Origin of the sequence: Sphingomonas sp. GCM10030256, from assembly GCF_042666415.1 — a bacterium.
Taxonomy (GTDB): Bacteria; Pseudomonadota; Alphaproteobacteria; order Sphingomonadales; family Sphingomonadaceae; genus Sphingomicrobium.
Genome location: NZ_JBHTDI010000001.1, coordinates 475,001 through 488,132 on the forward strand (window position 1 = coordinate 475,001; position 13,132 = coordinate 488,132).

Consider the following 13,132-nt stretch of genomic DNA (forward strand, 5'->3'; position numbering starts at 1 on the left):
AGCCCGATCCGCCGGGTGTTGAGGAACGCATCGTCGAACGCGGCACGTTCGGTGAAGGACGTGAAACGCGAGCTGGTGATCTGCTCGAGGCCGTTGAACGTCTCGTGATTGCCGATCGTGAAGCTGTATGGCTTGCCGGCCGGTGCATAGGTCAGGATCACGTCGCCGAAGCCCACCCCGGCATTGGCGAAGTCCGCTTCGAACTTGTAGCCGAAGCCGCCCGGAATGGTGCCCTCAGCGCCGAGGCGGATGCGGCGGGCGCGGGTGTTGAAGCCGAGGTTGCGGGTCACCAGCGCATCGTCCGGATTGTCGACGTACCCGGCATCATACTGGATCCGGCCGCGCGGTTTGAAGGTGAAGCCGGCATCCTTGTCGGCAAATTCGGGCGCACCTTTCCATGACGGCGTTGCCTTCACCATGCCGGCCTTGACCTGCTCGAGAGCCTCCTGGAGCGCGGTTACCTGCTCCTGGAGCAGCTCGATCCGGGCCTGGGCCTCATCGACCGGCTGAGCGCCCGCGATCGCCGCGTCGGCGGCCGCGTCGGACTGAACCGGTTCTGTCTGTTCCGGCTCCTGCTGGGCCGGAGATTCCTGCGCAGCCGCCGGCGCTGAGAAGATAAAAGCGCTGCCGCACAGCAGCGTGAAGAGCATCGACTTGCGAATCATGGTCACCCTTTCCCCCGGCTCCGGCCCCTCCGGAGCGGCAGTGCGCGAGCCGCCGAACGGCACCGAGCACCTTTTGCTTCGATGTGTGGCGCAGCCTACTTCAGGCTCGCCAGGTTGAGCGGCGACAGGGTCCGCGCGGCCTGCTGGCTACGGGCCCGAACCGGCGTCGGCGCTGACACCATGCCGAGCTGGAGCAGGTAGCCTTTTGGCCCGAACGCGCTCTCCTTGGTGAACTCGGCGACGAAAGCCCGCACGGCGGGAACCGCGGCGGCATGGGCGTTCTTGACGTAGATGTAGAGCGGCCGAGCACCCGGATAACGAAACGAGCTGATGGTGGCGTAGCTCGGCTGCACGCCGTTGATCGCGACGCCCTTCAGGCGGTCCGCATTCTCCTCCAGGAAGCTGTAGCCGAAGATCCCCAGCGTGCCGGGGTTGGCCTGCAACTTCTGAACGATCAGATTGTCGTTCTCGCCCGCCTCGATGTAGGCGCCGTCGGTCCGCACGGTCGTGCAGATCGCCTTGAACTTGGCTTCATCGCTCTTCTTGAGCGCGGCCATGCCGGCATTCGCCTCGCACGGCGGGGTCAGGATCAGCTCGGCCAGCGCGTCGCGGGTGCCACTGGTCGACGGCGGTCCGTAGACCCGGATCGGCAGCGCAGGCAGCTTCGGGTTGACGTCCTTCCAGGTGCGAGCCCGGTTCGGCTTGCCGAACGGCATCTTGGCCAACGCCATGTAGATGTCGCGCTGGGTCACGTTGCCGAGCGGGGTGCGCTTGTCGGTGGCGAGTGCCACTCCGTCCAGGCCGACCTGGACCTCGGTCACCTTGCTGACGCCATTGGCGGCGCAGGCCTGCGCCTCCTTGGCCTTCATCCGGCGCGAGGCGTTGACCACGTCGGGGAAGCGCTGGCCGACACCGGCGCAGAACAACTTCATGCCCGCGCCAGTCCCGGTCGACTCGATGATCGGAGCTCCGAGCCGCGGATTGGCACGGGACACGCGCTCAGCAACAGCCTTGGCGAACGGATAAACGGTGGAAGAGCCGACCGCCCGCATCTGGGTGCGAGCCTCGGCCATCGTCGGAACAGCGATCGCGACGGCAGCAATGACGGCGGCGCGAGAAACCGTGATGATCATTTCAGAATACCCCTAGAGCGAGCCTCAGCCCGCCGACGGGACATTTGCTAGAAGGTGCCCGGGTCACCCCGATGACCGACAGGCTTCCGTTTTGTGACAGACCTTCCGGCCTAAAATAAAAAAAGGGCGGCGAGTCCGGCCCGCCGCCCTTGTTCGTCGTGGTATCGCCTCAGCCGGTCAGGCGGCTGGCGCAATTTCCCCGTCGCCTTCGGCCACACGCGGCCGGCGAGTCCGGCGGCGGGGGCGCGGCGCTTCCTCCGCATCGTCGGTGGACGCGGCCGGCTCATCGGCGATGCCGATTGCGGGGGGCAGCGTGTCGAAGGCGATCCGCTGCTCGCCCTCGTCAGAGGCCGTTTCACGCGGGCCGTTCAGCGGACGCTCGCGCCGCTGCGGTCGCTCGGGCCTTTCCTGGCGCTCAGGCCGCTCCGGACGCTCGCCGCGATCATCGCGGGCATAGCGCTCGCGGCGCACCTCGCCGTCGCCCTGCTCACGCTCGCTCCGGTCCCGATCGCCCCGGTTACCGTCGCTGCGATCACGGTCGCCCCGCTCCCGGCGACGATCCTGCCGCTCAGGGCGTTCCGAACGCTCGTTGTCGCCGCCGTCCTCGTCGCCGCCCTCTTGCGAGTCGTCTTCGAGATCCTCCTCGTCGTCATCCTCGCCGCGAGCACGGCGCTGTTCGTCGTAGCGCGACCGGCTCTCGCCAAGCACACGAAAATAATGGTCGGCGAACTGCAGGTAATATTCGGTTTGTACCCGGTCGCCGGCCAGCTGCGAATCCCGGGCGAGTGCCTTGTACTTCTCAAGCAACTGCGCCGCGTTGCCGCGCTGGCGGTTGTCCTGGCGATTCCCGCCGCCGGAAGAGCCTAGGCCCTGCGGCCGAGGCCCGCCACGGCCGCGCCGGCGATTACCCTGTCGATTGTTGATCAAATCTTCGTTCCTCGTCGCACTGGCGCTTGCTCCCTAGCAGCGCGTGACAACCCGCCCCCCTTGCGCGCAGCAGCGCGGCGCGAAGAGAAGCGCCGCGGTGCCCCTGTCGTCTATCGAGTTCGCGAAAATTGAGCGCTCGAACGACCGATTTCGTCGGGGGTAGGTGCGGGAGGCAATCCGGCCCAGCCTTCGCTGGTACGCCGTGAAGCGGCCCCGTCCCTAGTTGCTAGATGTAAGCGCTCTTTCAAGCTTTTCCAAGGACTTTGTCGCCGACCCTGATCAGCAGGGCCCGCGGGCGTCCGGCAAGATCGTGGGCAAGGACCGGGTCGAGGCCTTCGCGGCGAAACAGGGCAGGGGCGCTGTCCTCCTGATCAGCGCCGATCTCGATCGCCGCCAACCCGCCCGGGCCAAGTAGCCGCGCAACCTGAGGCGCGAGGCGGCGGTAGTCGTCTAGCCCGTCCGCCCCGGCAAACAAGGCCTCCCCCGGTTCATGCTCCGCCACGCCGGGACCAAGGTCGGCATTGCTCGCGACGTAGGGAGGGTTGCACAGCAGCAGGTCGAACCGCTCGGTCACGCCGTCGGCCCAATTGCCCAACCGAAAGTAGGCCCGCGGGGACAGACCCAGCCGCCGAGCATTGGCCCGGGCGAATTCCAGCGCGACCGGTGACTTGTCGATCCCGACCCCGGTCGCGCCAGGCCACTGGTCGAGGGCGGCGAGGAGCAGGGTTCCAGGGCCGGTGCCAAGATCGAGAATCCGTTCCGGCCCCTCGCCTCGCCCAAAATGCTCCACCGCCGCGGCGATCAGTGTTTCACTGTCGGGGCGCGGGATCAGGACGCCGGGTCCGACCTCCAGCTCGATGTTCCAGAACGCTCGGCGGCCGACGATATAGGCGACCGGCTCCCCGGCCAGCCGCCGGTCCAGCATTGCCCTGAAGCCGCCGGGAACGGCTCCGTCCGGCGGGCGGAGGAGCAGCGCGTCACGCTCGATCCCGAGCGCACAGGCCATCAGCAGTTCGGCGTCGAGACGCGGCGTGCCGCTGCTTGCCGCAAGGCCGCGCGCCGCGTCGATCAGCGCGCGTTCGACCGGCCTCACGCCTCCTCGAGGCCGGCCAGGCGCTGCGCCTCGTCCTCAGCGATCAGCGCATCGGTCAACTCGGCAAGACCCGGCCCTTCCAGAATGGCGTCGAGCTTATGCAGCGTCAGGTTGATCCGGTGGTCGGTCACGCGGCCTTGCGGAAAATTGTAGGTGCGGATGCGCTCCGACCGGTCGCCCGACCCGACCATCGACTTGCGCGCGCCCGCCCGTTCGCTTGCGAGGCGCTCGCGCTCCATTTCGAACAGGCGGGTGCGGAGCACTTTGAGCGCCTTGGCCTTGTTCTTGTGCTGCGACTTCTCGTCCTGCTGAATGACGACCAGGCCGGTCGGAAGGTGAGTAATCCGGACCGCGCTGTCGGTGGTGTTGACCGACTGCCCCCCCGGGCCCGACGAGCGATAGACGTCGATCCTGAGATCCTTGTCGTCGATCTGAACATCGACATCTTCCGCCTCGGGCAGCACCGCCACGGTCGCGGCGGAGGTGTGGATCCGGCCGCCGCTCTCGGTGGCGGGAACGCGCTGGACCCGGTGGACTCCGCTTTCGAACTTCAGCCGGGCGAACACCCCTGCACCATTGATGGACGCTACCGCTTCCTTGTAGCCGCCCACGTCCGACACGCTGGTGGAGATCAGCTCGAACTTCCAGCCATTCTCCTCGGCGAACCGTTGGTACATGCGCAGGAGGTCGCCGGCGAACAGGGCCGCCTCATCGCCGCCCGTGCCGGCGCGGACCTCCAGCATCGCGGCCCGCTCGTCGGCGGAATCACGCGGGAGCAGGTGCAGCGCCAGCGCCCGCTCCGCCTGCGGCAGCTTGACCCGGATGTCCTCGACCTCCGCCTCGGCCATTTCGCGCAGTTCCGGCTCGGCGCTTGCGTCGGCGGCCATCCCGTTAAGCACCTCCAGCTCGGCGCGGAGCCGGCGGACCTCGCGAGCCGCCGCGGCCACCGGTTCGATCTGCGCATATTCCTTGGACAAGCGAACGAACTGGTCGGGCGGGAGATCGCCGGCCGCCATGGCCTGGCCAAGCTCCTGCCGCTTCGCCTCGATCTGGGCGATCCGCTCGGACGAGATCTGGGTCATGCGCGAACCGCTGCGGCCAGCATGTCGAAGGCCACCGCGCGCTGCTCGCCGGAGCTCAGTTCCTTGACCTGCGCTGCTTCGCTGGCGAGTTCGCTGTCGCCCAGGATGATGGCTGTCCGGGCACCGCTTGCGGAGGCGCGTTGCATGCGCTTCTTCATGTTGCCGCGATATGCCATGTCGGCGGCGATCCCCTGTCGGCGCAGGTCCGCGAGGATGGCCATGGCCCGTTGCTCCGCCGCCTCGCCCATCGGGACCAGCACGGTATCCGGCCGATCAGGCTCGGGAGCGTCGATCATCATCGCCAGCCGCTCGATCCCGGCCGCCCAACCGATTGCCGGCGTATGCGGACCACCCAGCGCCTCGACCAAGCCGTCGTAGCGCCCGCCAGCCAGCACCGTGCCCTGCGCGCCGAGGCTGTCGGTCATGAACTCGAACGCAGTGTGGCGGTAATAGTCCAGTCCGCGCACCAGCCGCGGGGCCCGCTCCCAGCGGACACCGGCCGCATCGAGCCCGCTCGTCACTGCAGCAAAGAAATCAGCCGCTTCCGGAGTGAGGAAGTCGTCGATCGGAGGCGCGGCATCGACGATAGGCCAGTCGGCATGCGCCTTGCTGTCGAGGATTCGCAGCGGATTGCGCTCCAGCCGGTCGCGGCTGTCCTCCGACAGATCGGCGGCGTGCTTGCTGAAGTGCCCGGACAGCGCATCACGCCACTTCTGCCGCGTCTCCGGGTCGCCGAGCGTGTTGAGCTTGAGCACCGCATTCCCGCCGATGCCCAACTCCTTGAGAAGTTGGTCAGCGAACAGCAGCATCTCGACATCGGCCTGTGGCTCGGCGGCACCAAGAATCTCGGCGTCGAGCTGGTGGAACTGGCGAAAGCGGCCTTTCTGCGGGCGTTCGTAGCGGAAGGCCGGGCCGTGCGTCGCGACCTTGAGCGGCGCATATTGCTGCCAGCCTTCGGACAGGTACGCGCGCGCGATCCCGGCGGTGAATTCCGGCCGAAGGGTGACGCTGTCGCCGCCCTTGTCCTCGAACGAATACATCTCCTTGGAGACGACATCGGTGGTTTCGCCGAGCGAGCGGGCGAACACTGCGGTTGGCTCGATCACCGGCACTTCGACCCGCTTGAAGCCGAACAGGCGGCGCACCCGGTCGAATGCGGCGGTGACCGTGTGGAAGCGATCCGCCTCTTCGCCCAGAAGGCTCTGCGTTCCGCGGACGGGTTGTGGTGGGGAAACTTGCGCCATGACTGGGCGCGCGCACTAGCGGCTGGCTCCGCTTCTGGCTAGGCGGATGACCCATGCGCTTGTTCGTCCCCTTCGCCGCGCTGATGCTGATCGCGCCTCCTGCCCTCGCCCAGAACTCCGCGCCCCAGCCGGTGCCGATCGTGCAGACGATCCCCGAGGCGCGTGACGTGCCGTATCCGGGGACGATGACCCTGGAGGTGGACGCGACCGACACCACGCAGGGCATCTGGAAGGTCCGGCAGCGGATTCCGGTGGCGCAACCCGGCCGGATGACCCTGCTCTATCCCCAGTGGCTGCCCGGCAACCATGCGCCGCGGGGCGAGGTGGAGAAGCTGGCCGGACTGGTATTTCGCGCCGGCGGCCAGGTGCTGCCGTGGACCCGCGATCCGCTCGACATGTTCGCTTTTCACATCGACGTGCCGGCCGGCGCGACGGAGGTGGTGGCCGATTTCCAATTCCTGACCGCGACGGCGCCCGACCAGGGGCGCATTCTTGTCACCCGCGAAATGCTGAATTTGCAGTTCGAGGACGTGTCGCTGTATCCGGCCGGTTATTTCACCCGGCAAATCCCAGTCACTGCTTCGGTCAGCTATCCGGCGGGCTGGCAAGCGGCCACGGCCCTGCGGCCGCCAGGCGCGCAGACCGGCAACCGGGTGACATATGGCACGGTCAGCTACGAGACCCTGCAGGATTCGCCGGTGTTCGCGGGCAAGTATTTCCGGCGCGACGAGCTTGGTCTCGGAATCGCCCTCAACAGCGTTGCCGACCATCCCAAGGAGCTCGCCATCCCCGCAGCGGTGCTGCAAAAGCATCGCAACCTGGTGACTCAAGCAGTGCGGCTGTTTGGCGCCCGCCATTATGACCATTACGATTTCCTGCACGCGGTGACCGAGCGCATGGGCGGCATCGGGCTGGAGCATCACCGCAGCAGCGAAAACCAGAACGATCCCGGCTACTTCATCGACTGGGACAACAGCCTGCCCGACCACAACCTGCTGCCGCACGAGCTGGTGCACAGCTGGAACGGCAAGTTCCGCCGCGGCGCCGACCTGTTCACCCCCGACTTCCGGACGCCGATGCGCGACAGCCTGCTGTGGGTCTATGAAGGGCAGACGCAATTCTGGGGCTATGTGCTGGAAGCGCGCTCCGGCATGTCGTCGAAACAGGACGTGCTCGACAAGCTGGCGGTGATCGCCGCCAATTTCGACGTTCGCCGGGGACGCGAGTGGCGCGCACTTCAAGACACCACCAACGACCCGATCATCTCCGCGCGGCGGCCCAAGGGTTGGACCAACTGGCAGCGTTCGGAAGACTATTATGCCGAAGGCATGCTGGTCTGGCTGGAGGCCGACGCGATCATTCGGCAAGGCACGCGCAACCGCCGCGGAATGGACGATTTCGCGAAAGCCTTTTTCGGCATTCGTGATGGTGACTGGGGCGTGGTGACCTATACCTTCGATGACGTGGTGAGCACGCTGAACCGCATCCATCCGCACGACTGGCGCACCTTCCTGATTACGCAGCTGACCGAGACCGGCGCGCCCGCGCCGCTCGGCGGCTTCACCCGCTCCGGGTATCGGCTGACCTATGCGGAAACGCCAACCAAGGCGCAGGCGTTGGCAATGAAGTCCAGCAACAGCACCGACCTCAGCTATTCGCTCGGCCTGTCGATCGACAAGGACGCGAAGATCACTTCGGTCATCTGGGGCAGCCCGGCGTTTGCCGCAGGCCTGACGGTCGGCCAAACGGTGGTTGCGGTGGATGGGCGTACCTTCAGCGCGGACGCGATCAAGGAGCGGATCACTGCCGCCAAGGGCGGAACGGCTCCGATCCGGCTGACCGTCAAGCGCGGCGAGGAAGTGCGCGACGTGCCCCTTCAATGGAACGGCGGCTTGCGCTATCCGCGCTTCACCAAGACCGGCGGCCGCGCTGCCCTCGACATTCTGCTGGAGCCAAAGTGAACCTTGACCTCGTGCCGGCCGGGACCAACCCGCCGGAAAGCATCAACGTCGTCATCGAAGTGCCGATCGGCGGCGAACCCGTGAAATATGAGCTCGACAAGACGTCGGGCGCAATCTTCGTGGACCGCATCCTCCACACCGCGATGCGTTATCCGGCGAATTATGGATTCGTCCCGCACACGCTGGGCGAGGACGGCGACCCGCTCGACTGCCTGGTGATGGCGCGCTGGCCGTTCATGCCCGGCTGCGTCGTCCGCGCCCGGCCGATCGCCGTTCTGTTCCTGGAGGACGAGGCGGGTGGCGACGAGAAGCTGCTCGCCGTTCCGGAGATCAAGACCAGCCCTTATTATACGGACATCAGCGAGGGCGAGCATCTGCCGCCGATCGTGCTCGATCAAATCGCCCACTTCTTCACGCACTACAAGGATCTGGAGCCCGAGAAGTGGACCCGGGTCGGGCGCTGGGGCACCGGCGAGGAAGCCAAGCGGGTGATTGTCGAAGGGCTGGAGCGGGCCAAGGCCGCCGGTTTCTAACGCGCCGGCGGCCCTTGCCGCTGGCCGGCCCGGCCGGAGAAACGGCTGGGCAGGAACAGCTTGCGGATCGAGATGCTGATCGTGCGGCCGGCCGGATCGAGCAGGTCCGGCTGGAAGTTGACTGGAGTCGCGCCTCTCCCATCGCGCACCTGCTGCTTGGCATCGAACACATTATCGACCGAGAAGCGTACCTGGGTTCCGCGTAACCACGGATATTTCAGGACGAGGCCGATCTGCTCGCCCAGGTTGGCGAACGCGCGCAGGTTGAGCTTGGCCAGCGAGTCGAATTCGAGATCGCCGTTGGTACCCCCGGTCACCCGGGTCGCGCTGCGCCAGTCGACCGACGCGCGCAGGCCGAGGCCGTTGTTGAAGTAGCCGCCCTCAGCCTCCAAGCGGTGGCGCGGACGCCCGCCGCCGCCATCCGCCGCCTCGCCGTCGAGATAATCGAGCACCGGCAGGTCGGGCCGGATCCGGACTTCGTCCTCGAGATTGTAAGTGTGGTAGACAGACAGTTGCAGCCGTCCGCCCTGACCCCCGCCAAAGCCGCCGCCGCCAAAGCCGCCGCCGCCGGAACGGCGGGCACCGCTCCCGCCTGCACCCCAGCGCCGGCTGCCATCTTCCGGACGAGGCCGGTCGGCACCCTCTCCAGCAGGCCGCTGCGGCCGTGCCGGGAGGCCCGCCGCCTGGCGCAACTGGTCCCGTTGCGACTGGGTCGGCCGACGTGAGCGGAGCGGCTTGGAAAAGTTGAAGCCCCACCGGATGTTCGCCTGGTCGGCTCGCTGGAAATTGACTGGGCGGAGATCGACCAGAACGAGATTGCCATCCGAGTCACGCTCGAACCGGTCCGGGAAAGCGGCTTCGATCGCAGCCGTCGGCCCGGGGAAGCCGGAAATTGGATCGGTGATCCTGCTGCTCACATAGTCGGCACGAAGATCGAGATCGGTCTCGCTGAACGGACGCCAGGTTCCACCCAGCTTGAACACGGTGCGCTTATCAGCGGCAAGCAAGCGGTTGCCGCCGCTAATTGCGGTGACCAGCACCGTTTCGCCCGTGCGGAAGTCGAAAATGCGCGTACCCGGCGTTTCGAGCACCGGATTGCCCAGCTGCTCCAACCCCGGTGCGCCTTCCTCCCGCGTGAAGGAGGCGATCAGGTTCAGCCGCTCGACCGGTGACCAAACCAGTCCACCCCCGTAGGTCGTCAGGGTGCCGAAATCGGAAAAACGCTCCACCTCCGCATTGGCGTTGAGTGACAGGTTGCCGATCGCGCCAAGCGGGCCGTCGCGCTTCGCGACCGGCAGGTCGACGTTTGCCGCGACCCCAGCCCGGTCGCGGCCAAGATCGACCTCGGTCAGGGCCGTGCCGCGCCGACTTTCGGAGTCAAGATCGCGAGTGTCGCCGCTGAGCCGGACGGTGACATTGGCCCGCCCCGCGGGCAACTCGGCGAGCGGCCCGTTCGCGACCAACACCAGGTTGCCGGCACGGTTCAGCGTCCGCGCCCGGTCGCGGCTATCCAGCGGCTCTTCCTGCCGGTCCGATCGGGTCAGGCCGCGCGTCAGTTCATACCCACCGTCCGCCGACCAGCGCCAAGACCCCTCATTGCCGTTCAGCGCGAAGCCGAGGCGCGCATTGTCGGTTGTGGTATTGCGGTTCAACGGCTCGATCCCAATGAAATCCGGACCGAAAAGCGTTTCGCCGGTCACCCGCTCAACCCGGCCGTCCAGCGTCGCGGAGATGTTCTCCAGGATCGTCCGGTTCACCGTTCCGCCGAGGCGCACCTGCGAGCGCTCGCCGATCAGGGTGCGGAACGGCCGCGGGTCGATGTCCGAGCCGCCGATCGTCACCGGCACGAGGCGGAGGTCGCGTTCCGCCTCCGTCAACGCGCCTCGGTGCTCCGCATGTGCGTTGAGGCTGACGCGGCCGTTCTGCTGCAATTGCAGGCGAGTGATGTCCAACTCGCCGCCGAGCTGACCGCCTGCGGTCGGAGCGTCGGCCTCTGCCCGGACAGCGGTGGAGCGAAAGCGGGGGCGCAGGACAATATTCACCACCCGCTGGTCAGCACGATATCCGTATTTCAGCGCCACTTCCTCGGGAAGGATATCGACCCGGAAGATTGCTTCAGGCGGCAAGTCGCGGATTTCGCCAAAGCCGGAGATCCGACGGCCGTTGAGCAGCACCACTGGAGCGCCACCGCCTCGGCCGCGACTGCTGCCGGTCTGCGGTGCAAGGTCGGCAAGCAGTTCGGTGATGCTGGACGCGCCATAGGCCCGGATATCTCGGGCGCTGAGCTGGTTCTCGGGCGGAATGTCGCCGATGACCGCGCCGCGCTCCCGCAGCCCTGTAACAACGATCTCCTCGCCGTCCTCCTCCTCAGGGGCAGGATCGCCGGTCTCCGGCGCAGTTTGTACAACTGGCTCCGGGGCGAGAACAGTGGTCTGCTGTGCCAGGGCGGGTGTTGCAAGAACGGCGGCGGTGGAAAGCAGGAAGGTACGGGTCATAGGAACGCAGGTACTCGGGGGAAGGGAAAGCAAGCGCTTGAGCCGGAGCCATGAACCTGAAATGACCTAACTGTTGCGCTTCGACCAACGGGAGTTCCCCTTTGACCAATGGCCTGCGTTCCGCGCCCCTGCTTGCACTGCTGCTCGGCGCCTGTTCCACTGCTCCGGCCTTACCTCTTGGCGCCGGCGAGGCACCGCCACGCCCTCCAGTCGTCCAGCCGCTGTTCGGTGGGCCGGCAGAGGAGAAAGCGGCGCTGGCTGCCGACCGCATCCGTCGGATCGACCCGCTGCTTCAGTCGGTGATCGCGATCGAGCCGAGCTATCTCGAGCAGGCAAAGCGGGTGGACAGGGCCGGGAACAAGGGACCGCTTGCCGGGGAGCCCGTGCTGATCAAGGATAACATCGAGGTGGCTGGCCCGCTGCCGACGACCGCCGGCAGCCTGGCGCTGGTCGGCAATGTCACCAACCGCGACGCGCCGCTGGTCGCCCGGCTGCGCGCTGCGGGGGCGGTGATCATGGGCAAGACCAACCTTTCGGAATGGGCCAACATCCGCGACAATGACTCGGTGAGCGGCTGGAGCGCGGTCGGCGGGCAGACTCGGAACCCCTACGCCCTCGACCGCAATCCGTGCGGAAGCTCCAGCGGCAGCGGCGTGGCGGTCGGCGCGGGCCTGGTCCGAATGGCGATCGGCACGGAAACGGACGGCTCGATCACCTGCCCGGCCGCGATCAACGGCATCGTGGGCATGAAGCCCACTGTCGGCCTGGTCAGTCGCACCCACATCATCCCGATCAGCGAAAGCCAGGACACCGCGGGACCGATGACAGCCAGCGTGCGGGAAGCCGCTGCCCTGCTCGCGGCCATCGCAGGCAGCGACCCTGCGGACCCGGCCACCCGCGAAGCCGATGCGCGCAAGGCCGACTATCTTGCGGCGCTCAGCCCGCAGGCCCTGCGTGGAAAGCGGATTGGCGTGATGCGCTTCGCCAGTGGATTCGGAACCGACGACGCGTTCGAAGCGGCGCTCGCCACTCTCCGTGCCCAAGGGGCCGATCTGGTCGAGGTCAAGGAATTCAAGGGTCGCGACGTGATCGGCCGCAACGAATTCACCGTACTAATGAACGAATTCAAGGCGGGACTGAATGACTATTTAAAGAGCAGCCCGGCGCCGATCCCGGTGCGCACGCTCGCCGAACTGATCGCCTTCAACAAGGCGAATGCCGCCCGCGAACTCGCGTTGTTCGGGCAGGACACGTTCGAAACGGCGGAAAAAACCAAGGGCCTGAAAGATCCGGAGTATATCAAGGCTCGCGATACGGCGCGGTGGCTTGCCGGACCGGAGGGGATCGACCGCCTGCTACGCGAGCACAAGGTCGTTGCGCTGGTCGGTCCGACCATGCCGGCCGCCTGGAAGATCGATGCGGTCAACGGCGACCAGATCAGCGGTGGTGGCGGCGGTAGCCTGGCCGCGGTGTCGGGCTACCCGCACCTGACAGTGCCCATGGCGCAGGTAAAGGGGCTGCCGGTCGGTCTCAGCTTCATCGGTCCGAAATGGTCCGAGGCGCTGTTGCTGTCGCTCGGCTACGCTTATGAGCAGGGGCGCGGTCCCTTGCCCGCGCCTCAGTTCGTCCACTCGATCGAGGGCAGCCCGGCGATCGCTCCCCATCTGGTTCGGATCCGCTGATCAGCCGGTCATCCTGAGTCCCGCAATGGCGGCAACGATGACCAGGATCAGGAGGGCGCGAAGGGTGCCTGTCGGCTCCCCGAAGAAGGCCATCCCGACGATCACTGTCCCGACCGCGCCGATCCCGCCCCAGACGGCGTAGGCGGTGCCCATCGGGATCGTCCGGGCGGCATATTCCAGCAGCCCCATCGATAGGGTCACCGAGACCAGGAAGGCCAGTGTCCAGGCCCAGTTGCGAAATCCGTCGACGAACCGCAGCGCGGTGGTGAAGCCGACTTCGAACAAGCCGCCGAGAATGAGAAGGAACCAGGCCATGC

The 13,132-nt window shown here is 66.8% G+C and carries 11 protein-coding genes (1 of these 11 only partly in view); 3 read left to right on the top strand and 8 right to left on the bottom strand.

Features of this window, described 5'->3' with window-relative positions:
- From ACFQPG_RS02190 to hisS, 6 genes are all read right to left on the bottom strand, one after another.
- Positions 1-665, bottom strand: partial view of an OprO/OprP family phosphate-selective porin gene (locus tag ACFQPG_RS02190; protein ID WP_380811675.1) — the 5' end (the start) only. Its footprint begins 919 nt before the window's first position; the window shows 665 of its 1,584 coding nt (coding positions 1-665); its start codon is at positions 663-665; its stop codon lies off the left edge, out of view.
- A 95-nt stretch (positions 666-760) separates the two neighbouring features.
- The gene (locus ACFQPG_RS02195; RefSeq protein WP_380809906.1) at positions 761-1,798 is read right to left on the bottom strand and encodes a substrate-binding domain-containing protein; all 1,038 of its coding nucleotides are present in this window, start codon (positions 1,796-1,798) and stop codon (positions 761-763) included.
- Between the two features lie 177 nt (positions 1,799-1,975).
- Positions 1,976-2,725 (bottom strand): DUF4167 domain-containing protein, encoded by a 750-nt coding sequence (locus tag ACFQPG_RS02200; protein WP_380809908.1) that lies wholly within the window; start codon positions 2,723-2,725, stop codon positions 1,976-1,978.
- A gap of 244 nt (positions 2,726-2,969) precedes the next feature.
- Positions 2,970-3,818: a peptide chain release factor N(5)-glutamine methyltransferase gene (gene prmC, locus ACFQPG_RS02205; protein ID WP_380809910.1), complete on the bottom strand. Its 849-nt coding sequence runs from the start codon at positions 3,816-3,818 to the stop codon at positions 2,970-2,972.
- A complete protein-coding gene (gene prfA / locus ACFQPG_RS02210; protein WP_380809911.1) occupies positions 3,815-4,900 on the bottom strand; it encodes a peptide chain release factor 1 in 1,086 nt (361 codons plus the stop codon). The genes prmC and prfA overlap by 4 nt, the downstream gene beginning before the upstream one ends.
- Positions 4,897-6,144, bottom strand: coding sequence for a histidine--tRNA ligase (gene hisS, locus ACFQPG_RS02215; RefSeq protein WP_380809913.1), 1,248 nt, complete (start codon positions 6,142-6,144; stop codon positions 4,897-4,899). Before hisS ends, prfA begins: the two co-directional genes overlap by 4 nt.
- A 53-nt stretch (positions 6,145-6,197) precedes the next feature.
- Between hisS and ACFQPG_RS02220 the strand changes: the two genes are divergently transcribed.
- Together ACFQPG_RS02220 and ppa are read left to right on the top strand one after the other, a co-directional pair.
- Positions 6,198-8,105, top strand: a complete 1,908-nt coding sequence (locus tag ACFQPG_RS02220) for a M61 family metallopeptidase (protein WP_380809915.1) — start codon at positions 6,198-6,200, stop codon at positions 8,103-8,105.
- Complete coding sequence (ppa, locus tag ACFQPG_RS02225; RefSeq protein WP_380809917.1) at positions 8,102-8,638, top strand: inorganic diphosphatase; 537 nt, start codon at positions 8,102-8,104, stop codon at positions 8,636-8,638. The genes ACFQPG_RS02220 and ppa overlap by 4 nt, the downstream gene beginning before the upstream one ends.
- On the opposite strand, the gene ACFQPG_RS02230 is transcribed toward ppa, so the two are convergent.
- Entirely contained in the window at positions 8,635-11,133 is a 2,499-nt protein-coding gene (locus ACFQPG_RS02230) for a TonB-dependent receptor (protein WP_380809918.1), read from the bottom strand. The genes ppa and ACFQPG_RS02230 overlap by 4 nt on opposite strands.
- A 101-nt stretch (positions 11,134-11,234) precedes the next feature.
- Here ACFQPG_RS02230 and ACFQPG_RS02235 point away from each other — a divergent pair, with 101 nt between their 5' ends.
- Positions 11,235-12,815 carry an amidase gene (locus ACFQPG_RS02235; protein ID WP_380809920.1) on the top strand — a complete coding sequence of 527 codons (1,581 nt, stop codon included), beginning with the start codon at positions 11,235-11,237 and terminating at the stop codon, positions 12,813-12,815.
- On the opposite strand, the gene ACFQPG_RS02240 is transcribed toward ACFQPG_RS02235, so the two are convergent.
- Positions 12,816-13,130, bottom strand: coding sequence for a DMT family transporter (locus tag ACFQPG_RS02240; RefSeq protein WP_380809921.1), 315 nt, complete (start codon positions 13,128-13,130; stop codon positions 12,816-12,818). It abuts the gene before it with no gap.
- Positions 13,131-13,132 lie beyond the last annotated feature (2 nt).

Bases quoted from the DNA above. Each gene is read 5' to 3' on its own strand.
- ACFQPG_RS02195 (WP_380809906.1), bottom strand. From the start codon at position 1,798: ATGATCATCACGGTTTCTCGCGCCGCCGTCATTGCTGCCGTCGCGATC.
- prfA (WP_380809911.1), bottom strand. From the start codon at position 4,900: ATGACCCAGATCTCGTCCGAGCGGATCGCCCAGATCGAGGCGAAGCGG.
- hisS (WP_380809913.1), bottom strand. From the start codon at position 6,144: ATGGCGCAAGTTTCCCCACCACAACCCGTCCGCGGAACGCAGAGCCTT.
- ACFQPG_RS02220 (WP_380809915.1), top strand. From the start codon at position 6,198: ATGCGCTTGTTCGTCCCCTTCGCCGCGCTGATGCTGATCGCGCCTCCT.
- ACFQPG_RS02230 (WP_380809918.1), bottom strand. From the start codon at position 11,133: ATGACCCGTACCTTCCTGCTTTCCACCGCCGCCGTTCTTGCAACACCC.
- ACFQPG_RS02240 (WP_380809921.1), bottom strand. From the start codon at position 13,130: ATGGCCTGGTTCCTTCTCATTCTCGGCGGCTTGTTCGAAGTCGGCTTC.